We start from the raw sequence: 19,948 nt of genomic DNA on the forward strand, positions 1-19,948 counted from the left end.
ACGGTGCTATTGTGGATTGAAATGTGGTGCAGTTTCAATTGCGGCTGTAATGGGTTTCGCTTGATGTGGTTGCCAGCCAAGTGTCAGCATTAACGCAGCAAAACCAATCACATATGCTAATGGAACATGCCAGCCGTGACGCAGCCAAGCGCCAACGGATTTCGCTTCAGGGTACATATTCGATAATGCAACGCCGGCCGAGCTGCCGAACCAAATCATTGAGCCACCAAAACCGACGGCATACGCCAGCATTCCCCAATCAAAACCACCTTGTTTAATGGCTAATGCCGTTAATGGAATGTTGTCGAATACGGCGGAAACAAAGCCCAGCGTTAATGCAGAATGCCATGATGCTTCTGGTAAACGTTCAACCGGCATCATTGAGGCGCAAATGACCAGCGTCAATAAAAATAAGCTGCCTTTTAATGCTTCGGGCAATAGGCTCCATTCTGGTTGGCGTATTCGCGTTGCCAATAAAATAGCGACCCATACTGCAATGCCAAGTACTGGAAATGCGCTGGCTAATTCTTTGAAACCGAGATTCATTACGATGTTGGTAACGACAGCGGCAATAAGAATCCACGCGACAATGCCCAAGCGTGGCCAGTCGATGGTTGCGCCGGCTGGGGCATCGCAGACGATGGGCGAGAAGCGATGTTGTTGAATTGCAGCGGGAATTCCGCAAACGACGAGCGCAACGCCAGCGGCAACATAGGCGTGGAACACTTCGATCGGTGCGATGCCGGAAATCCACATCATCGTGGTGGTGGTGTCGCCGACCACGCTGCCGGAACCGCCCGCGTTGGATGCTGCGACGATGGCGGCGAGATAGCCGATGTGTACTTTCCGCTGAAACACGGTCAGGGCGATGGTGCCGCCGATGAGCGCAGCGGCGATGTTGTCGAGAAAGCTCGACAATACAAAGATCACCACCAACAGCGCCAGCCCGCCTAGCCAGCCATCGGGCAGATAACGCGGCAGAATTTGTGGAACGCCGCTGTCTTCAAAATGTCGCGCCAGCAGTGCGAATCCGAGTAGCAGCCCCAGTAAATTGGTCAAGATGACCCATTCGCCCGCCATGTGTCCGGCGAGACCCGCCAGTCCCGCGCCAGCATGAAAACCCGTAAATGCAAGTTTATACAGGATAATTGCGGTTAAACCGCTGAGTGCGACCGGCAGCGTGTGATGGTGGAACAGCGCCACGCCGAGCAGCGTTACTGCGAACAGGATGAATTCGGTTGGAATACCAAACACCGTGATTTCATGGGTCGCGGCGCTGGCAGCAAAGGGAATGATTATCAGTGCGATCAGGCTCAATATACGGATGCGAGTGATCGAAAGTGCAAAATAATTCAAACGGTTAGCCTCATTTAAGTGAATGTGTCGAAACACAAATTTCCCGTCACCGGCGCTGTGGTAACAGCACTGCTGACGGGGTTTTGAACAGCGGGAAGGTCGAACAGGAGATCGGTTAGTCGCGGTGCGTCGTTGGATCAGTGGGCACTGATGTTGGCGCAGTAGTTGCGGAATCTGCGGGAATAGGTATCGCCGAGGTGGAAGTCACTGGCGCGGCGGAAGTTTGCGTGGACATTTCAATAATACTTTCAACCGACTGCGAAAGCGCCTGCTGTTTGAGAATATCGGCAAGTTCGCTCGCTTTCATTTCGCGGTCAATTTCCTGTTTCACTGCGCCGAGGGTGCGACGAGCACGTCCCAGCCACATACCCGCCACCCGTGCGACTTTAGGCAGACGCTCTGGACCAACGACCAGCAGCGCAACGATGGCGACCAACACCAGTTCCGAAAAACCAACATCGAACATGGGAGTAAATCCTGTTGCTGTGTTAGCGCAGTCACTGACTACGAACGCGCTGCCGAATCCCGATCTTTATCGGAAGCTGGCTGGGTTTTCGCGGTTGCTGGCGCATCAGCACCTGTTGCAGTGGTCGCAGTGTCGTCATTACCTTTTTCCGCATCGGACATGGAATTCTTGAATCCGCGCACGGCGCTGCCGAGATCGGAGCCGATGTCTTTCAAACGTTTCGTGCCAAACATCAGCACAATGATGAGCAAGATAATCAATAACTGCCAAATGCTAACGCCGCCAAGTCCCATAAATTACTCCGTTGTATCTGAAAAAGCAGTGTTTTGATTATAACCGAATCACGACATGTCACCGCTGAAAGAATTTTTCAGTTATCAGTGAACATGGCGTTTCCTGTTGCCAATTGCGTCATTCCCATTATCAATTCAGGTCATTATGCGTATTCATCTTCTCTGTGTTGGACAACGAATGCCCGATTGGGTTGCCACTGGTTATAGCGAATACGCCAAACGGCTTCCGCCCGAATGCACACTTAAACTGGTAGAAATTGAATCGGTGCGGCGCACCAAAACCACGGTCGCCGCGCAGGCCCGCGAGGATGAAGGGCGACGCATTTTGAAAGCAATTCCGAAAGGTGCGGGCGTGATCGCGCTCGATGTGGCTGGACAATGTTGGAGTACGGAAACGCTGGCATTGCAGCTCAAGCATTGGTTAGCCGCTGGGCAGGATTGCGCGTTATTAATTGGTGGTGCGGACGGCTTGGCAGCAGATTGTTTAAGTCGCGCCGAACAGCGTTGGTCGTTATCAGCCTTGACATTTCCGCATCCGCTGGTGCGGGTTATCGTCGCCGAGCAGCTTTATCGCGCTTGGACGCTGTTACAAGGGCATCCTTATCATCGTGGCTAAATTTCCGCAGCTTTATCTCGCATCCAGTTCACCGCGCCGAGCGGAGTTGCTCACCCAAATTGGCGTACAGTTTGCGGTGATTGATGCTGATTGTGATGAAACGCCGCTGCCTGCCGAAGCGCCGCGTGATTATGTACAACGCATGGCGCGACTCAAGGCGAACACCGGTAGCGCGGAAATGGTGGCGCAGCAGTTGCCACTGCGTCCGATATTGGCAGCGGATACCGCTGTTATCTGCAATGCGCGTATCTTAGGAAAACCGCGTGATGTGCACGATGCAGCAACGATGTTGCGACTGTTGTCCGGGCGTCGTCATCAGGTATTGACTGCAGTTGCACTACTGATTCCCACTCCCAAACCGCAAGAATGGCTGGCACTCAGTAAAAGCGATGTCACTTTTCGCACCCTGAGTGAGGCGGAAATTACGTGGTATTGCCGCACTGGAGAGCCGCTAGATAAAGCCGGAAGTTATGGCATTCAGGGTTATGGCGCGTTATTCGTAACCGCACTTAACGGCAGCTATTCCGGCGTCATGGGATTGCCGATTTGTGAAACCGGGCGTTTGCTCAAACAGGCAGGAATCGCGCTCATGCTGCCAACTGAAAACTGACAACTTTATCCATCCATCGAGATCGTGATTCCGTGACTGAAGAAATCCTCATCAATGTAACGCCGCCTGAGACTCGGGTTGCTGTGGTCGAAAACGGTGTGGTGCAGGAGATCATCATCGAACGTGCCGAACGTGCTGGTTTAGTTGGCAATATCTACAAAGGGCGCGTGTGCCGAGTGCTGCCGGGAATGCAAGCAGCATTTGTCGATATTGGACTATCGCGGGCAGCATTTCTCCACGCTTCCGATATTTTCAGCGCGGCACTGCATGACATTCGCACCGATCAAATCCATGAGCTGGTGCACGAAGGCGACATGTTAATGGTGCAGGTGGTGAAAGACCCACTCGGCTCCAAAGGTGCGCGATTAACCACCAATGTCTCGCTCGCCTCGCGCTATCTGGTGTGTATGCCCACGCTGCGCAATACCGGTATTTCCCAAAAGATCGAAGATGAAGAAGAACGACGACGACTGCGCGACATTTTGCAGCGTCATGTCGATGCGCATCCGAATGAAGGCGGTTTTATTGGGCGCACTGCCGCGGAAGGCGTGAATGAAGAAGTATTAATTAATGACATGTACTTTTTAGCCAAACTGTGGTGCGGTATTCAACAACGCTGCGCCCAAGCCACTAACATTCAATTAATTCACGATGATTTACCCTTAACACTGCGGGCGCTGCGCGATTTGGTAACACCAGAAGTAGAACGTATTCGGATTGATTCTCGCGCCATGTTTGAACAGGCACTGCCTTTTGCCGCAAATTACATTCCAGAAATTCAAGGTCGTATTGAACATTATCAGGGTGCACGTCCGTTATTTGATTTATACGGCATTGAAGAAGAAATTAAAAAAGCCTTATTGCGTAAAGTATGTTTGAAATCCGGTGGTCATTTAGTGATTGACCAAACTGAAGCCATGACCACTATTGACATTAACACCGGCGCATTTGTTGGTCATCGTAATCTCGAAGAAACGATTTTCAAAACTAATCTTGAAGCCGCGCAAGCCATTTGTCGGCAATTGCGACTGCGCAATCTTGGCGGCATTATCATTATTGATTTTATTGATATGGATGAGGATGAACACAAGCGCCAAGTGCTGCGTGCATTAGAAAAATGCCTCGCCCGCGATCATGCAAAAACGCACATTACCGAGGTGTCATCATTAGGTTTAGTGGAAATGACTCGCAAGCGCACCCGCGAATCATTGGAGCATGTGTTATGCGAACCCTGTCCATGTTGCGGCGGGCGCGGTTCCATTAAAACTGCGGAAACCACCTGCTATGAAATTTTCCGTGAGATTTTGCGAGAAGCACGGCAATTCGATGTAGAAACGCTATTGGTGCTGGCATCGCAGGAAGTAGTAGATCGAATGCTTGATGAAGAATCAGCGCATCTTGCCGAATTGGAAGCATTTATTGGTCATCCTATTCGGTTGCAAGCAGAGGCGCTGTATACGCAAGAGCAATATGATGTAGTATTGATTTGATGTCATTACGCAGCAGCGCCTTAATAAAAAATGCGCTGCTGCGTAAAATAAACGTTGTTCCGTTAACGCTGCATTAGCGTTACATTGCTATTTAAAGTAGCGAAAGCGTCTGCCATTCAATAATGGCGATTCACACATGCAGCGCGTGACCTGAATCGCATCATCAATAAATGTCCGCACTGCATCGGCAATATCGCTCTCCAAATAAGCAAAAGTCGCAACGTCATTGCCATCTTCAGCATGATGAATATACGGCGTGGTCGGCACTTCAAGTTGATGTAACGCGAGATGAAAAACTTTTTCGGATAAACCGACGCCGTGTAAAACATGCGCCTGAGATCGAGATAAATAACCTTGCGGAACGCCATTGCGATGTTGCAATTACAGTTGAATACGAACAAAGGAACAGCCTAGTATTTTTTCTATATGTTTTTGTCTATCGTTGTCTTTTGATCTGTTGTGCTTATGATCTGGCTCGTCTATTTCATAAGCAATGTTGTTGATAGGATCATAACCATCAATACGATAAGACAACACTTTATATTGTCTTATGAGTTTTATTTTCAAAAGCTGCTCTATCGTTTTTAATGCAGCCTCCTCTTGCAGTCTGTTGGGAACACGCTGCAAACCTTTATAACGCTCTAAAATTAAATTGTAGGAAAATTGGTCGAGGATAAATTGACGGTACTCGCGTGGTGGATCGCCTGAAATATAAGTGCTTGATTTGAAGCCACATTTCAGTTCTGAGGAGAGCGTTTCTGTGAGTGCGTCAATGTCGCGGAGCACGTTGTCGTGGCGTTTATTAGCGAGGCTTGCGATTTCGCGGGAGGTCATGCTAAGGGAAAAAACGGTGAAGGTGTTGCTAGTTTCCATGACGGATAACCTTAGTAGGAGTTACGCAGTTGGCAACAATTCGTACAATGGAGCTGACAAATAAAGTTTCACGGCATTACGCACGATTCTATTTTTAGCTTCCATGATGCTTATTCCAGTTCGATAGAAGTAGCGTTCTAAACGCACGAAAGCGCGAATAGCAAGACCAATGCGATTGCTGAGCGAGCTTGACAACGTTCTACACCGCAATTTTGTTTGAGATCACGATGATAAACTTCAATCATCCAGCGTTTTTCAGCCAGACTTTGGCGCGTCAAATTCGACATTGAAAGATCATTGGTTGCCCAGTACTCCGTGTCGCCGTTTTTAGCAACAATCCGAAATACTTTTATTAAACCGTAACCCTTCAGATGAACAATTTCTCCTTTGGTCGAAAGAGAGCATTCGCTAACAGCTTTGTTTCCAGTTCGATCAGGATTTATTAGCCTGTTTGATTTGAGTTGCGTCAGCCAAATCTATTTTAATTCCTTGATTAATTTTAGGTTTTCCAAACTAGAATACCAACTATCAAATACTACAACAGTCGGGTTAAAGCTTCTTTCTTTTGCAATTTTAAACATTGCTCTAAAGTGATCATTTTTGGTCAAATGATCGGTATTTTTATCAAAAATGCGATAATCACAAGGAATATAACTATCACCATCTGTCCACAATAAAGTGATAAGGTTAATTCCGTTTACTGCGGCATGATGTTTTCCAGACCAGTGACGACCAAACAAATCCATTTTTTTGGCATATGGTTTGTCAAGTGTCGAATCATCAATAACCAACACACCGCTATCTTTTATAATTTCAGGCGCAACTTCTCTCCACAACGCTTCGGAGTTGGGTTCTAATCGCTTTAACAATCGCGTAAATGAATCATGTGCGGGTGGTAATTCGAGTTTTGGTGACACCTTAGCCGCCTCGGTATAGCTACATGTTCGCGGAGTAGCGATTAAAAACTGGATATAATCTTGTTCAACACATTTTGTGGCGTTCATCTTTGTATTTTAAGGCTATTTTTATTTAATGGTACAACACTTACACTGTAAAATCTGTGGTTAAACGGCTTCTTCTGAATACCTGATTTTATTAGAATCTAGTTTGTGTGGCGCAAAAAAAGTTTTCTTGATAAATCAGTAGATTAACTTTTCAACTGCGTAACTCCTACAAGGGTCTCAATTCCGGTCGTACCGCTTTGGGATGTTCCAGCACGAGGTCGGTAAGCGCCGTTCCCGCCATCAACTCTACCAAGTCACGCCCAGTCGGTTGTCCCCGCAGGCGCATGTATTCCTCGGCAGATAGCAAGACAGCACGTTCCAAACCGTTGACGGTGACATGCTGAGGACAGTCACGCGCTCGCCGTACCAGTTCACTGAATCGTGCTTTGGCGTCTTGAAGCTGCCAGTGATTCCTTGCTTCAGGGTGAGATGGCTCGTTCATGGTGTTATTCCAAAGTGGTCAGTCCGTTAAGTGGCATGATTTGGTCTCCTCATAACGTGCTACAGTTTAATGTACATCCATCATACATCCTTACGGGTATCACCATGCACACGACACGGGTTTTTAAGAATGGCAATTCGCAAGCGGTGCGGATTCCGGCAGCACTAGCGTATGAACACACCGATATTGAACTGGAGATTGAACGTGAAGGCGATGAACTCAGAATACGCCCCGCACGTCGGTCATTGTCTGGGGTCTTGAATAAATTTGCCCAATTCTCTCCTGATTTTTTGATTGAAGGGCGCGGCACTCAGGAACAAGTTGAGCGGGATGTTTGGTAATGCCGCGCTATATGCTTGATACCAATATGTGCATTTATTTGATGAAGAATCAACCAGAAGTCATTGCACGGCGCTTTGCACAATGTCGGGTCGGTGATGTGGTGATGTCGGCAATTACCTATGCTGAATTGATGTATGGCGTGGCGGTATCAACCAATCCGCAGCGGGACAGTGAACATCTCGCGGCTTTGATTCAAGATATTCCGGTACTGCCTTTTAATGCAGCGGCTGGTGTTGCCTATGGTGCAATTCGTTTCGTAACCCGTGAGCGCAAACAAGATCATCTTGATAAGTTGATTGCAGCTCATGCAGTCGCGCTCAACGTGATACTGGTAACCAATAACGTGAAGGATTTTGTGAAATATCCCGGTCTCGTTATTGAAAACTGGTGTGTTGATGTGCCGATCTAACGTTGTGCTGTGTTATCCCTCAAACAATTCCTCCGCTTGTTTCACCAGCTCCGGTATGACGATCCGATTCAATATCTTTTGCTGGCTCACATCATTCTGCTCGGCAATAAACCGCAACATGGTGAGTTGATATTCATTCAGCCGGATTGAAATCGAATAACGCGGCAGATCATCCGGTGCAAATGGTGACCAAGGCGCAGGTTCTTGTTGAGTACGATGCGCTTTGGCTCCATCTGCGAATTGACGCAGCGCATTGGGATCAACGGGTGGAAGATGAAAACTCATGGATGATCTCCGTAGATTTCAAGGGCAAGCGCAGTGATCTCGGCAGTGGCTTTATCGTTATTCATTTCGACCACGCCGCGTCCATCACTCATGGCATCCCGATACACTTTGCGCTCCCGAATGATGGTATTGGATAACGTGAATTGCGGAAGTTCAGTCAAAACACTCTGCGCTTGCTCGGCTTCGTGAATGACAGGATTGGTGGGAGCCATGGATAACAATAGTCGCGCTTGCAATTGCGGATTGAGACTGCGTGCGAGTTGGGTTAATGCGTTCATGTGCACACTGGTTTCAATGTCGGGTTGACTGGCTTTGAGTGGGCAATAGAGCAGATGACTTGCGACCATCGCAGTGCGCAATTCCTCAGAATCACGTCCGCCTGCATCAATAATGATTTGCTCATAACGGGTTGATAGATCACGCACACTATCAAAGACGTTGCCGTGCTTTTCCGTGCAATGAACTGTGGGTAAAGCACCGAGTTGATTGCGGCGTTCAATGAAGTGGCTGGCGGTGCGCTGCATGTCGGCATCAATCAATAATACGTCAATTCCCGCATTGGCAAGCCAGACGCTGAGATTAACGGCAATGGTGCTTTTACCTGTACCGCCTTTCTCACCACCGAGAAGAAGGATCATGGTTGCATCTCGTGGGCTGGGATGGGGCGAGGATGCCTGTTGGGTTAATCTAGGTGTCAAGACCCGAGAGATTGTAGACCTGTTTTTTGAAGCGTTCAGGTTCCTTCTGTTGCCAGTTTTTCAACGCTTGCACCGGTGACACATGCCCAAGGGCTTTTTGGGGTATCTGATGGTTATACATCTGCACATAATGGTGCAGCGTTTTTTCTAAATTTTGTGCAGAATCAAAGCGTGTCGTCGCCACCACCTCGGCAATCCGTCCGTTAAATCGCTCGACCATTCCGTTCGTTTGCGGATGCGAGGGCGGAATTAGGCGATGCTCAATCTGGTGTTCTTTACAAACTAAATCAAAGCGATGGCGACCAGTCGGTTCGCGTTCGCCGGTAGCGCAGAAACGATCCGTGAATTCCTTGCCGTTATCGGTCAACACCTTTTCAATCTTAAACGCGGCAGCAGCAATCACTTGCTGGAGAAACGCGCTGACGTTGGCGGCAGTTTTCTGAGCAAAAACTTTGGCATAGACCCAACGCGTTGCCCGATCAATGGCGACAAAGAGGTAGCGATGGGCTTGTTCATCCGGCATTTTGGGGAGGTATTTCACATCAATGTGGATAAAACCGGGCGCGTAATCTTTGAACTGTTTAGGCGGTTTTTTCGCACCTTCTTCTTTTGGAATCAATTTCTTAAGGTTAGAGACGTGGTGGCGACGTAAGCAACGCTGCAACCCTGAGCGCGACACCTCAGGGTTAAAACAGGTGCGCAGCACGACCAGCAAGTCATCGATGGGTAGCAACAACGTCGTGCGCAACTCCACGGCGATCAATTCTTCCAATGGTTTCAAAGTGGTATGTAGATAATGCGGACAATGAGACGCATCGTCAGTGGTCTCGCGGTGACGCCATTTGCGCACCGTCGCCCGATTCAGATGATATTCGCGGGCGAGTTCACGCTCAGATTTAGTGGAATGTTGCAGTTCACGCCGGATCGCGGGAGTTGTGCGGGCATTTTGGTGTAAATTCAAGTTCATAGCATCAATTCTCCTCTGAGTGCCCAACCGATTAGCGATGTAGGGCGCGGTGGTGAATGTCCGTGATGACGGCTTGCAAAGCCTCTCGTGCTAAAAATAGTGGGTAGCTGCGTTGCGGAATATAATCATACGGTTCCTGACACGCTCCAGATGCCGGTGAATTGCTCCGCGCTGCCTTCATTATCCAGACGCGCCGGTTGCCCAAGTGATGCCAGAAATCTGCGCCCCCTGACGCAGCGCCAATAACCCGTCAACGGTCAGAGTGATGGCTCCGGCATTGCCTTCAGCCCACGCCACGCTTTGAATCACCGAACCATTGTCGAGATTCAGTGATCCCGTCACCGCGACCGCCACGCCACCAGCATTGCCGATGGCATCCGCAGACGGCAGCGCAGCATGGCGATAGCTATCACTGAAAATGAGCGCGGCGTTCATCCGCATCTCTCCCGCCCGAACCTTGACGCTGCCGCCCTTGCCGGGCGCGATGGTATCGGCAAAAAGCCAACTTTGATTGAGCTGCAACGCTCCGGCAATGGCAACATCAATTCCACCAATCGCATCTGTTTTGCTCTGATTTTCAGTAATCAATTGTGCATTTTCTAATGCTGCTGAACCCGCCCGTATTGCAATCAAACCGCCACCATCGCCGCTCGTTTCAATTCGCGCATTTTTCATTATCAATTGTCCGTTACCCGGCAGCGCTGAAGGTTTGTTAATTGCAACTGCTTTACCGGTTTTACCCACTGCTTCAACGCGGATCGTCCCGCCCGGCGCAATGAACTTCGCCGGTTTATCAATGCTGCCGGTGATCGTGACATCGCCGCCGCTCAACGTCATGTGCTTGCCAGCTTTAACGCTCAATTGGCTACCGTTCACGCTCAAAGTCGCCGGTTGCGGCGACAGAAAACCGAATGATTCGGGCGCAGCAACAGTGAGAGAACTGCTTGCCGGAGCGCGGGCGCTGTAACGGCTGCCGTCAGAAAAGCGCACCTCGTCGGCAGTGCTGAGATGGAGCGCGGCGGGCACATCAACGCTGGCATTTGCGCCCATGACCACGCCGGACGGATTGATGAGATAGACATCGGCTGTGCCGACTTTCGAGCGTAACTGCCCGTCAATGTTGGATATTTTGCCGCCGGTGACGCGGCTGATGACGTTCTGAATTTTATCGGGGCCGGTAAAAGTGGCGCTGCGCCCGGTTGGAATCTCAAAGGTTTGGAAGCTGTGAAACAGATTATTGCCGCGAGTGCTGCCGAGTTCTGCGCCGATTTGCATATCCAAGCCGGTGAGCGTTTGACGCGGCCCGACGGTGCCGTCGGTGGTGATTTGCGCGAGACAAATTGAAGTGCTGAACAACGCGATAACGAATGAAAAACGCGAGACAACAATGCACATTGGGTTGTTTCCACAGCCAAAGATCGGTGCGGTCGATCTTGTGCGTTTCTGCTAAAACCGGTGAAGAAACAAGTTGTGTTTTACTGTTAGTACTGCCGCTACGGTAATGCCAAGATCAATTAAGAATAAATAGTTTTTTCAGCTATTTATTGCTGATCATGGCACTACCAATTGTGCTTTATTGCACTGAATGTACATCATCTCCTTTAAGAAATTGCGCCCCAGTTTCATTCTGAAAATCGCGTAAGGATTCTTCAGCTTCTGCTTGAGATATACCTAAACGTGTTGCCACTGCATCTAAACGATAAACTGGTTCTCCATCGGAGGTATACCCGTCTGGTTTATCAGGAATCAATCCCATTTCCACCACTTTATTGTGCATCATATCCAGAAAAGATTGCGGAGCAGCATCAATCATTCGCGCAAAAGCCTGTAATGCTTCCGGTGTTTGACCCAAACCACGCGCTACCAATGCCGAATACAAATCACCTGCAATACGGAATTCATCTGAAATATCTTCTTTGTTCATTATTAACCTCTTAGTCGCTGGGTTTATTTAATAAACAGCGATCCATTACCGCTGTTATTTCATACTAAGTTAGTTCGCAAATGCGCCATTTAAGCGAGACCGTAACCACAGCTCACTCCAATAAACAACTGCATCAATTGCCTCGGCTTGTTCGAGATCAGGTTCTGTTGAATCAGGACTTGCGCCAAGTAGATTATTTGTATTGCATAGAGCAAAATGATTTAGATTTGCTCTTTTCACTCCAAAGTCAATAACGCATTATTATCACATAGCAAATGCGCTAATTTCAAAGCATGTTCAGGGCGATTGATAATACTGCGTATTACGGTTAATATCTTACTTGCTTTCACAAGAACTGCGTTACAGCAAATCAAACTTCCTAAATGGTAAACTGCCTTGTCAGTTCAATGCAATATTGAACCGATAGAGAACACCGCTATTGAAGTGAGGGTGACTCGCGTAGCGTAGCAGATTTTTTAAGAAAAGGTAAAGGGAAAAGAGAATCGCACATGAAACTGATCGCTGTGATTACCACTGTTGATAATATGGATGATGCGCAAAACATCGCCACTGCTGCTATTAAATCAAGACTTGCAGCATGTGCACAGATTGAAGAAATTAGTAGCATTTATTCTTGGAAAGGTCAGATTGAAAATACCAAAGAAATTCGCATCACTTTCAAAACGACCTCGACACGCTGGCACGAACTAAAAGCACAGATTACTGCATCTCATCCCTACGAAATACCGGCAATTTATAGCCTGAAAATTGTGGATGTCAACGAATCATATCTGGAATGGGCTAATCAAATAAACCACTGATTTTTTAAACATTATGCTGTTTATCAATTTAATGTGTCAAAATGAGTTAGCGTTTTCTAAGTTCTTAATAACCAACAGCGCATTATCTCTATGACGCCAGAACAATTCATTGCCAAATGGCAAATCTCCACCCTGAAAGAACGCTCTGGTTCACAGGAGCATTTTATTGATTTGTGTCGATTATTAAATGAGCCAACGCCAGCGGAAATTGATCCGGTTGGCGCGTGTTATTGCTTTGAACGCGGAGCGAAAAAAACCACCGGCAGCGATGGCTGGGCGGATGTGTGGAAACGCAATTGCTTTGGTTGGGAATACAAAGGCAAACGCAAAAACTTGAATGAAGCCTTTGTCCAACTGCATCGCTACGCCCCAGCATTAGAAAATCCGCCATTGTTAATTGTTTCCGATATGGAACAGATTATTATTCACACCGCATTTAATGGGACGGTTTCTAAAGAATATGTGTTGCAGTTGGATGATTTACGCAATCCCGACAATTTGCGGTTATTAAAATGGGCATTTAGTGAACCAGAACGGTTGCGCCCCACGCTCACCACTGCGGCATTAACGGAAACGGCAGCGCGTCAATTTGGTGAATTGGCGCACACTCTATGTGAACGTGGTCACGATACCCAACAGGTTGCGCATTTTTGCCAGCAAATTCTGTTTTGTTTTTTCGCTGATGATATTGGATTATTAACCAATCATTTATTCAGTCAATTATTGGATGCTGGGCAAAAACGCCCGGATAATTTGCCGCAAACATTCACCAGTTTATTTAATACGATGGCAACTGGTGGTTTATTCGGCACTGAAGAAATTGATTGGTTTAATGGCGGATTATTTGATGCCGCTGCGCCGTTGCCATTAACCGGAACTGATGTGCAAACATTGCGGAAATTGGCGCAGTTGAATTGGTCAGACATTGAACCCAGTATTTTCGGTACGTTATTTGAGCGCGGATTGGATCCAAATCAACGTGAACAACTCGGTGCGCATTATACGGACGCTGCATCTATTATGCGTTTGGTCAATCCAGTGGTGCTCGATCCATTACGCGAAGAGTGGCGTGTTCAACAGCTAGCGATTGCAAAATTGGTTGATAAAATTGCTGCGTTAAAAAGCAAAGTTAATAAGGCAATTGCAGTGGCGAGTACAACGACATTAACTACTGAATCGGCAGAAGGAATTAGAATTGTAAGAGAAAAGGCTAGAAACGCCGAGACAGCAGCAAAAAGAAAATCGAAAAACACTGTCGTGATTTTCTCATTCGGTTGCAAAAGTTTCGAGTGCTTGATCCTGCCTGTGGTTCAGGGAACTTTTTATTATTGGCATTGCGCGGTTTGAAGGATTTAGAACACGAGGTTATTTTAGATGCAGAGCGATTGGGTTTGCCCGCTAGTTTTCCGAAGGTTGGTCCAGAAAATGTGCTGGGAATTGAATTAAACATTTATGCAGCGGAATTGGCGCGAGTGACGGTGTGGATTGGTGAAATTCAATGGATGCTGAATCACGGTTTTTCATTGGCAAAAAATCCAATTTTGAAAACAATTCATATTATTGACCAACGTGATGCAGTGGTCAATGCGGATGGTTCTGAACCGAATTGGCCAGCCGCTGATGTGATTGTCGGTAATCCGCCGTTTCTGGGCGATAAACGAATGCTGGGTACAATGGGTGATGAATACGTTAAACGCTTGCGCAGTTGTTATCAGGGGCGCATTCCCGGCGGTGCAGATTTAGTGACGTATTGGTTTGAAAAAGCGCGAGCGCAAATTGAATTCGGTAAAGCAACAGCCGTTGGTTTGGTGGCAACCAATTCGATTCGTGGCGGCGCAAATCGTCAAGTATTAAGTCGTATTTGTGAGACGACGACGATTTTTAACGCATGGTCAGATGAACCTTGGATTAACAGCGGCGCAGCAGTGCGCGTCAGTTTAATTTGTTTCGGTAAAACAGAACTAAAGCCAGTTTTGAATGGCGAAATAGTTGCAGCAATTTATGCAGATTTAACGTCTGGTTCAATTGATTCTGCATCGGATGTGACGCGAGCAAAACCATTAAAAAGTAATTGTGGAACCTGTTTTATTGGTACGCAGAAAAGCGGCAGCTTTGATATTGCGGTGAATTAGCGCGGCAATGGTTAAAAGAACCAAATTCACACGGTAAACCAAATAGTGATGTTGTGCGTCCTTGGGTAAATGGAATGGACATCACGCGCCGTCCATCTGATACATGGATTATTGATTTTGGCATTGAATTTAATGTAACAGAATCATCTTTTTATGAAAAACCGTTTCAGCATGTTGTAAAATACGTCAAGCCGAAAAGAGAAGATAATAATCGAGATGGATACCGAAAATTTTGGTGGCGTTATGGTGAAACGCGACCTAGTTTGAGGGCTTCATTAGCTAAATTTACGCGCTATATTTGCACTCCGCGAGTTTCCAAATATCGACTATTTGTTTGGTTTTCGACGACTATTGTGCCGGATAGCGCAACAGTTGCTATTACTCGCGCTGATGACACCACATTCGGTATTTTACATTCGCGTTTCCATGAAATATGGTCGTTACGAATGGGAACCAGTTTAGGCGCGACGCCGCGTTATACGCCGAGCACCACATTTGAGACGTTTCCTTTTCCAATCGGTTTAACGCCAGCAAATACTGGCGGCGCAATTGAAACGTTGAATAGTGGCGCAATCATTCCGACAGTTGCAGCAGAATATCAATCTCACGCAAAGCCATTGCGGAGGCAGCATTTCAACTCAATCAATTGCGTGAGAATTGGTTAAATCCGCCAGAATGGATTGAACACCAGCCGGAAATTGTCGCTGGCTATCCTGATCGAATCATTGCTAAACCCGCATTTGCTGCGCAACTAAAACAACGCACTCTGACCAATTTGTATAATAAAAAACCGGCGTGGCTGGTGAATGCGCATGTCAAATTAGATCAAGCGGTCGTCGCAGCTTATGGCTGGGAAAATGACGCAGCGGAATTGAATGAAGCAGAGATTTTGCAGCGGTTATTGGCGTTGAATCTAGCGCGGAAAAAAGCGAATTGATTTAGTAGTTGACATTGGTTTGTTGGCGTGTTTTGCTATTGACAGGTGCTTCATAACACCTCAGTAAGCGGCACGCACACTCGATAGTCATGTGATTTTTATGTCCCCAGTTTCCTTTTTCGCTGGGGGTGCGGAGAAATAAGGGGAGATAATCCTACGAATAATCTCGCCGTCTTGCTGCGGTATGAAGCCCCTCAACGAACCATTCGTGGTTCTTTCTTCATAAAATCAGCAAGGTGCTCATCATGGCTAAAACCATTTCTAATGCAGTAACCCCCTCCATTTTTACGTTTTCACCTTGTGAAGACTCCAGCTTTGACATCCGCATGATCCTCATTGATAACGATCCTTGGTTTGTTGCTACAGATGTATGTACAGCACTTGGTCTTACGAATTCTCGCATGTCAATTCAATCACTTGATGATGACGAAAAGGGTGTAAGTCCGATTTACACCCTTGGTGGGCGGCAAGAACTCAGCATCATCAACGAGTCTGGTTTGTACACTTTAATCCTGCGCTGCCGCGACGCCGTTAAGCACGGCACTATCCCTCACCGATTTCGCAAGTGGGTCACGAATGAAGTTCTGCCTTCTATTCGTAAGACTGGCAGCTATCATGTCGGACAAAATGAATCCATCAACTCAGATTTACCCTATCAGCCAGCAATGAAGATTCAGATTTTTGAATTAGCAATGCGGACATTGCGCGTATCAGAAACCAGCAAGATTCGGATGCTGGCTAAACTCAGTGAATCAGAAGGAATCAATCCTGATTTTCTTCCTGATTATGTCGATGAACCACTGGTCAGAGCGATCACTCCGCTATTGAAAGGGATCGGACATCCACTCGCGCAGCACGTTGCCAAGACTGTGAATCCCGCATTAGAAGCAATGGGCATTCTGGAACATCTTTCCCGCAAGAGCACCGGCAACAAGATTAAATGGTTCTGGAGTTTGACCGAGGAGGGTTTGAAATACGGGCGCAATGAAACCAGTCCGAATAATCCCCGCGAGACGCAGCCGCTGTTTTTCGTGGAGCGTTTTCCTGAGTTATTAGCGCGATTGGATGCGTATATCAATCCACAATCCTTGCCGCTTTAAATCCCCCCAACCCCCCTTTTTCAAAGGGGGCTTTTGTTTCTCATTTTCCGCTGGGCTTTTTTAATTGCCTTTTAATCAATAACTCTCACGAGGAAATCATTTCAATGTCACCAACACTTGCATTGGCTAGTGAATTAATTCGTCGCCCTTCGGTCACGCCAGACGATCAGGGTTGTCAAAAACTCATCGCCGAGCATTTAACTGCCAGCGGTTTTCAAATTGAATTCATGCCGTGTGGTGAAGTGACGAATTTGTGGGCGCGACGCGGTGATGCCGCGCCGTTGCTGTGTTTTGCGGGTCATACCGATGTTGTGCCCACCGGTCCGTTGGCGCAGTGGATCTCCGATCCATTTGTGCCAACGATTCGTGACGGATTGCTGTTCGGGCGCGGCGCAGCGGATATGAAAGGCTCCATCGCAGCGATGATCACTGCCGCCGAAACTTTCGTCGCCGCGCAGCCCGATCATCGCGGCTCCCTCGCTTTTTTGATTACCAGTGATGAAGAAGGACCGTCGATTGACGGCACGGTGAAGGTCGTAGAACGGCTGATGCAGCGCGGCGAGCGGATTGATTACGCGCTGGTGGGCGAACCGTCGAGCCGCGAGCAGTTGGGCGATACGATTAAAAACGGGCGACGCGGCAGTCTGACGGGAACGCTAAAAATTCACGGTAAACAAGGACATGTCGCTTATCCGCATTTAGCACTCAATCCGTTTCATGCCAGTGCCTCGGCGCTGGCGGCGTTGTGCGCGGAAGTCTGGGATCACGGCAACGAACACTTTCCGCCAACCAGTTTGCAGATCGCCAATCTGCACATGGGCACTGGCGCAGACAACGTGATTCCTGGTCACTTGGAAGCGCAATTCAATCTGCGCTTTTCCACCGAGCAAACGCCAGAACGGATTCAAGCGCGAGTGGCGGAAATTCTTGACGCTGGCGGTTTTCGTTATGACCTGCGCTGGCGCTTATCGGGGCATCCGTTTTTAACGCCCGCCGGTGAATTGGTGGACGCAGCGCGGGCAGCAATTCACGCCGTCACTGGTGTTGAGACGCAACTGTCCACCAGTGGCGGCACTTCCGATGGACGGTTTATCGCGCCAACTGGTGCGCAGGTGGTCGAACTTGGTCCACTCAACGCGACCATTCATCAAATTGACGAATGCGTCGGCGTTGCTGAACTCGATCAGCTTGCGGAGATTTATCAGGGAGTGATGCAGCGCCTGCTCACGCAGTCGTGATGGCAATGCGCCATCAACGCAAAGGATTTGGGCTGTCGGGCAAAATGATATTGAGTTCAAGCACTTCGTGCGCGTCACTCTGTTCGTAACTCACCGTCACCGCATTCATGTCGATGTCGATGTATTTACGAATCACTGCGAGAATTTCAGTTTGTAACTGCGGCAGATAAGACGGACAACCGCGTGCTGCGCGGTCATGCGCCACCAAAATTTGTAACCGTTCCTTGGCAACAGTTGCCGAACCAGGAATTGGTTGCGTCGCACGGAAATAATCAAGCAAGCCCATAGGGTCATCCTCCGAATAAGCGGCTGAGGAAACCCTTCTTTTCCGTATGAAGGAACCGGTGCGGCACTTCGTCGCCAAGATAGCGTGCCACCATATCGCTATACGCTTGTCCTGCATCACTTTCTCGATCCAAAATCACCGGCGTTCCAGAATTAGAAGCAGTCAGCACTGCTTTTGATTCGGGAATAATCCCCAGCAGTTTTAACGCCAAAATTTCCTGCACGTCATCAACACTCAACATTTCGCCGTTTTGCACTCGCGCTGGGTCGTAGCGCGTCAACAGCAAAAACTCCCGAATCGGCTCCTCATTCATTTCCGCTCGCCGCGATTTACTCGACAGAATGCCGAGCATTCGGTCGGAATCGCGCACCGATGACACTTCGGGATTGGTAACGACGACTGCATCATCCGCAAAATACATCGCCATTGTTGCGCCGTGTCAATGCCCGCAGGGGAATCGCAAATGACGAAATCGTAATTGGCGGATAATTCTTCCAGCACCCGCGCCACGCCTTCTTTCGTTAACGCATCCTTATCGCGGGTTTGCGACGCGGGCACACATACAGCAAATCGCAGCGTTTATCGCGGATGAGTGCCTGACTTAAACTCGCTTCATTATTGATAACATTAACGAAATCATAAACAACGCGCCGTTCGCAACCCATAATCAAATCGAGATTGCGCAGTCCCACATCAAAATCAATCACCACCGTGCGCTTGCCTTTTTGCGCCAGCCCCATCGCAAGTGATGCAGAAGTCGTGGTTTTACCGACTCCGCCCTTGCCTGAGGTGATCACGATAATTTTCGCCAAGGTCGCGCCCTCCTTACCGGGTCTATATTCATGGTTTAATTCAATAAATAAACAATAGAGCTTTATTTACAAACGCTCGATGCGCAGAATCTTTTGATCGAGAAAAATCTGTACCGGAAATCCCTGCATTTCGGAAGGGATGTTCTCACTGACGCGGTAATGCCCAGCAATGGAAACCAATTCTGCCTGCAAATCTTGACAAAAAATCCGCGCTTCCAGATTGCCATTCATTCCCGCCAGCGCCCGTCCACGCAATGCGCCGTAAACATGAATGTTGCCGTCAGCCATCAATTCCGCACCTGAACTGACCGCAGCAACAATCGACAAATCACCGCCAGCGGCATACACGCGCTGCCCAGAACGCACTGGACGTTTAATCAACATTGAACCCGGATGATTTACGGGTTTGCGCGGCGCTGACACTGCGGAACGCGTCCCGCCAGCGGTTTGCCATTGCAACTCGTCGGCATCAATTTCGGTTTCTGTGGTGGTGGTCGTGGTCTTGTTCGCTCGGACGTAAGAATCCCGCAACAGCGCCAGCCCCAGTGCTTCTGCGGCTTCATTTTGCTCGGGGTTCCGCCGCGCACACCGAAGGGAATCATGCCGTAACCGCGCAACAAACCAATCAACAGCGGCAATCCGCCAGCGGCGCTCGCGCCCATTGGAAACCGACTTAAATCAATCACCACCGGCATGTTATGAAAAAAATCCGGCGATTGTTCGACCTTGGCGGTTAATCGTGCCGCAATCGCTTCGATGTTGTGATCGAACACACGAATGACCGGAAGGGTAAAACCCGCTGCTTTCAGCTCAAAACCTTTGATGCTATCGGCGATTGGTGTAGCGC

General features: G+C 48.3%; 25 protein-coding genes and 3 pseudogenes. 12 read left to right on the top strand and 16 right to left on the bottom strand.

What is annotated here, in order from left to right; all coding sequences use genetic code 11:
- Nucleotides 1-6 precede the first annotated feature (6 nt).
- The 3 genes from CXB77_RS16580 to tatA all read right to left on the bottom strand — a co-directional run bounded on the left by CXB77_RS16580 (nucleotide 7) and on the right by tatA (nucleotide 2,115).
- Complete coding sequence (locus tag CXB77_RS16580; protein ID WP_242445798.1) at nucleotides 7-1,317, bottom strand: citrate transporter; 1,311 nt, start codon at nucleotides 1,315-1,317, stop codon at nucleotides 7-9.
- Nucleotides 1,318-1,471: 154 nt separating this feature from the next.
- Nucleotides 1,472-1,822, bottom strand: a complete 351-nt coding sequence (tatB, locus tag CXB77_RS16585) for a Sec-independent protein translocase protein TatB (RefSeq protein WP_105074696.1) — start codon at nucleotides 1,820-1,822, stop codon at nucleotides 1,472-1,474.
- Between the two features lie 38 nt (nucleotides 1,823-1,860).
- Entirely contained in the window at nucleotides 1,861-2,115 is a 255-nt protein-coding gene (tatA, locus tag CXB77_RS24125) for a twin-arginine translocase TatA/TatE family subunit (protein WP_105074697.1), read from the bottom strand.
- 145 nt (nucleotides 2,116-2,260) lie between these two features.
- On the opposite strand from tatA, the gene rlmH reads away from it, so the two are divergent.
- Genes rlmH through rng form a run of 3 tightly spaced genes read left to right on the top strand, consistent with a single transcriptional unit; the run spans nucleotide 2,261 to nucleotide 4,831 of the window.
- Nucleotides 2,261-2,731, top strand: a complete 471-nt coding sequence (gene rlmH, locus CXB77_RS16595; RefSeq protein WP_105074811.1) for a 23S rRNA (pseudouridine(1915)-N(3))-methyltransferase RlmH — start codon at nucleotides 2,261-2,263, stop codon at nucleotides 2,729-2,731.
- The gene (locus tag CXB77_RS16600) at nucleotides 2,724-3,341 is read left to right on the top strand and encodes a Maf family protein (protein WP_347338169.1); all 618 of its coding nucleotides are present in this window, start codon (nucleotides 2,724-2,726) and stop codon (nucleotides 3,339-3,341) included. Before rlmH ends, CXB77_RS16600 begins: the two co-directional genes overlap by 8 nt.
- Nucleotides 3,342-3,373: 32 nt before the next feature.
- The gene (gene rng / locus CXB77_RS16605) at nucleotides 3,374-4,831 is read left to right on the top strand and encodes a ribonuclease G (protein ID WP_105074699.1); all 1,458 of its coding nucleotides are present in this window, start codon (nucleotides 3,374-3,376) and stop codon (nucleotides 4,829-4,831) included.
- Nucleotides 4,832-4,918: 87 nt separating this feature from the next.
- Here the strand turns inward: rng and CXB77_RS16610 are convergent, their stop codons facing one another.
- The 4 genes and pseudogenes from CXB77_RS16610 to CXB77_RS16625 form a co-directional block, all read right to left on the bottom strand.
- Entirely contained in the window at nucleotides 4,919-5,212 is a 294-nt protein-coding gene (locus tag CXB77_RS16610) for a hypothetical protein (RefSeq protein WP_105074700.1), read from the bottom strand.
- Nucleotides 5,213-5,704, bottom strand: coding sequence for a Rha family transcriptional regulator (locus CXB77_RS16615; RefSeq protein WP_105074701.1), 492 nt, complete (start codon nucleotides 5,702-5,704; stop codon nucleotides 5,213-5,215).
- A 21-nt stretch (nucleotides 5,705-5,725) separates the two neighbouring features.
- Nucleotides 5,726-6,708: pseudogene (locus CXB77_RS16620) on the bottom strand (IS701 family transposase).
- Between the two features lie 166 nt (nucleotides 6,709-6,874).
- Complete coding sequence (locus tag CXB77_RS16625; protein ID WP_105074702.1) at nucleotides 6,875-7,150, bottom strand: type II toxin-antitoxin system Phd/YefM family antitoxin; 276 nt, start codon at nucleotides 7,148-7,150, stop codon at nucleotides 6,875-6,877.
- A 104-nt stretch (nucleotides 7,151-7,254) separates the two neighbouring features.
- On the opposite strand from CXB77_RS16625, the gene CXB77_RS16630 reads away from it, so the two are divergent.
- Both CXB77_RS16630 and CXB77_RS16635 read left to right on the top strand, forming a co-directional pair.
- The gene (locus tag CXB77_RS16630) at nucleotides 7,255-7,491 is read left to right on the top strand and encodes an antitoxin (protein ID WP_105074471.1); all 237 of its coding nucleotides are present in this window, start codon (nucleotides 7,255-7,257) and stop codon (nucleotides 7,489-7,491) included.
- Nucleotides 7,491-7,901 (top strand): type II toxin-antitoxin system VapC family toxin, encoded by a 411-nt coding sequence (locus CXB77_RS16635; protein ID WP_105074703.1) that lies wholly within the window; start codon nucleotides 7,491-7,493, stop codon nucleotides 7,899-7,901. Before CXB77_RS16630 ends, CXB77_RS16635 begins: the two co-directional genes overlap by 1 nt.
- A 12-nt stretch (nucleotides 7,902-7,913) precedes the next feature.
- Here the strand turns inward: CXB77_RS16635 and CXB77_RS16640 are convergent, their stop codons facing one another.
- The 6 genes from CXB77_RS16640 to CXB77_RS16660 form a co-directional block, all read right to left on the bottom strand.
- Nucleotides 7,914-8,186 (bottom strand): hypothetical protein, encoded by a 273-nt coding sequence (locus tag CXB77_RS16640; RefSeq protein ID WP_105074704.1) that lies wholly within the window; start codon nucleotides 8,184-8,186, stop codon nucleotides 7,914-7,916.
- Nucleotides 8,183-8,824, bottom strand: coding sequence for a division plane positioning ATPase MipZ (locus CXB77_RS16645; protein ID WP_105074705.1), 642 nt, complete (start codon nucleotides 8,822-8,824; stop codon nucleotides 8,183-8,185). Before CXB77_RS16645 ends, CXB77_RS16640 begins: the two co-directional genes overlap by 4 nt.
- Nucleotides 8,825-8,873: 49 nt before the next feature.
- The gene (locus CXB77_RS16650; RefSeq protein ID WP_105074706.1) at nucleotides 8,874-9,851 is read right to left on the bottom strand and encodes an IS481 family transposase; all 978 of its coding nucleotides are present in this window, start codon (nucleotides 9,849-9,851) and stop codon (nucleotides 8,874-8,876) included.
- 31 nt (nucleotides 9,852-9,882) lie between these two features.
- Nucleotides 9,883-10,032 (bottom strand): hypothetical protein, encoded by a 150-nt coding sequence (locus CXB77_RS19975; RefSeq protein WP_172452718.1) that lies wholly within the window; start codon nucleotides 10,030-10,032, stop codon nucleotides 9,883-9,885.
- Nucleotides 10,032-11,246 carry a filamentous hemagglutinin N-terminal domain-containing protein gene (locus tag CXB77_RS16655; protein ID WP_105074707.1) on the bottom strand — a complete coding sequence of 405 codons (1,215 nt, stop codon included), beginning with the start codon at nucleotides 11,244-11,246 and terminating at the stop codon, nucleotides 10,032-10,034. Before CXB77_RS16655 ends, CXB77_RS19975 begins: the two co-directional genes overlap by 1 nt.
- 178 nt (nucleotides 11,247-11,424) lie before the next feature.
- Complete coding sequence (locus CXB77_RS16660; protein ID WP_172452719.1) at nucleotides 11,425-11,775, bottom strand: hypothetical protein; 351 nt, start codon at nucleotides 11,773-11,775, stop codon at nucleotides 11,425-11,427.
- A gap of 509 nt (nucleotides 11,776-12,284) precedes the next feature.
- Here CXB77_RS16660 and cutA point away from each other — a divergent pair.
- From cutA to dapE, 7 genes are all read left to right on the top strand, one after another.
- Complete coding sequence (gene cutA, locus CXB77_RS16665) at nucleotides 12,285-12,596, top strand: divalent-cation tolerance protein CutA (RefSeq protein WP_105074708.1); 312 nt, start codon at nucleotides 12,285-12,287, stop codon at nucleotides 12,594-12,596.
- A 90-nt stretch (nucleotides 12,597-12,686) separates the two neighbouring features.
- Complete coding sequence (locus CXB77_RS19385) at nucleotides 12,687-13,943, top strand: type IIL restriction-modification enzyme MmeI (RefSeq protein WP_146108855.1); 1,257 nt, start codon at nucleotides 12,687-12,689, stop codon at nucleotides 13,941-13,943.
- Nucleotides 13,886-14,728: a class I SAM-dependent DNA methyltransferase gene (locus CXB77_RS20490; protein ID WP_197711087.1), complete on the top strand. Its 843-nt coding sequence runs from the start codon at nucleotides 13,886-13,888 to the stop codon at nucleotides 14,726-14,728. The genes CXB77_RS19385 and CXB77_RS20490 overlap by 58 nt, the downstream gene beginning before the upstream one ends.
- 53 nt (nucleotides 14,729-14,781) lie before the next feature.
- A complete protein-coding gene (locus tag CXB77_RS20495; RefSeq protein WP_197711088.1) occupies nucleotides 14,782-15,393 on the top strand; it encodes a class I SAM-dependent DNA methyltransferase in 612 nt (203 codons plus the stop codon).
- Entirely contained in the window at nucleotides 15,375-15,665 is a 291-nt protein-coding gene (locus CXB77_RS20500; protein ID WP_197711089.1) for an adenine methyltransferase, read from the top strand. Before CXB77_RS20495 ends, CXB77_RS20500 begins: the two co-directional genes overlap by 19 nt.
- 245 nt (nucleotides 15,666-15,910) lie before the next feature.
- The gene (locus CXB77_RS16675; RefSeq protein WP_197711090.1) at nucleotides 15,911-16,765 is read left to right on the top strand and encodes a BRO-N domain-containing protein; all 855 of its coding nucleotides are present in this window, start codon (nucleotides 15,911-15,913) and stop codon (nucleotides 16,763-16,765) included.
- 104 nt (nucleotides 16,766-16,869) lie between these two features.
- Complete coding sequence (dapE, locus tag CXB77_RS16680; RefSeq protein WP_105074710.1) at nucleotides 16,870-18,003, top strand: succinyl-diaminopimelate desuccinylase; 1,134 nt, start codon at nucleotides 16,870-16,872, stop codon at nucleotides 18,001-18,003.
- A 13-nt stretch (nucleotides 18,004-18,016) separates the two neighbouring features.
- Here the strand turns inward: dapE and minE are convergent, their stop codons facing one another.
- The 3 genes and pseudogenes from minE to minC form a co-directional block, all read right to left on the bottom strand.
- Complete coding sequence (gene minE, locus CXB77_RS16685) at nucleotides 18,017-18,289, bottom strand: cell division topological specificity factor MinE (RefSeq protein ID WP_105074711.1); 273 nt, start codon at nucleotides 18,287-18,289, stop codon at nucleotides 18,017-18,019.
- A gap of 4 nt (nucleotides 18,290-18,293) precedes the next feature.
- Nucleotides 18,294-19,101, bottom strand: a pseudogene (minD, locus tag CXB77_RS16690) (septum site-determining protein MinD).
- A 66-nt stretch (nucleotides 19,102-19,167) separates the two neighbouring features.
- Nucleotides 19,168-19,937: pseudogene (minC, locus tag CXB77_RS16695) on the bottom strand (septum site-determining protein MinC).
- Nucleotides 19,938-19,948: the final 11 nt, after the last annotated feature.

This window comes from Chromatium okenii (assembly GCF_002958735.1).
GTDB classification, from domain to species: domain Bacteria; phylum Pseudomonadota; class Gammaproteobacteria; order Chromatiales; family Chromatiaceae; genus Chromatium; species Chromatium okenii_A.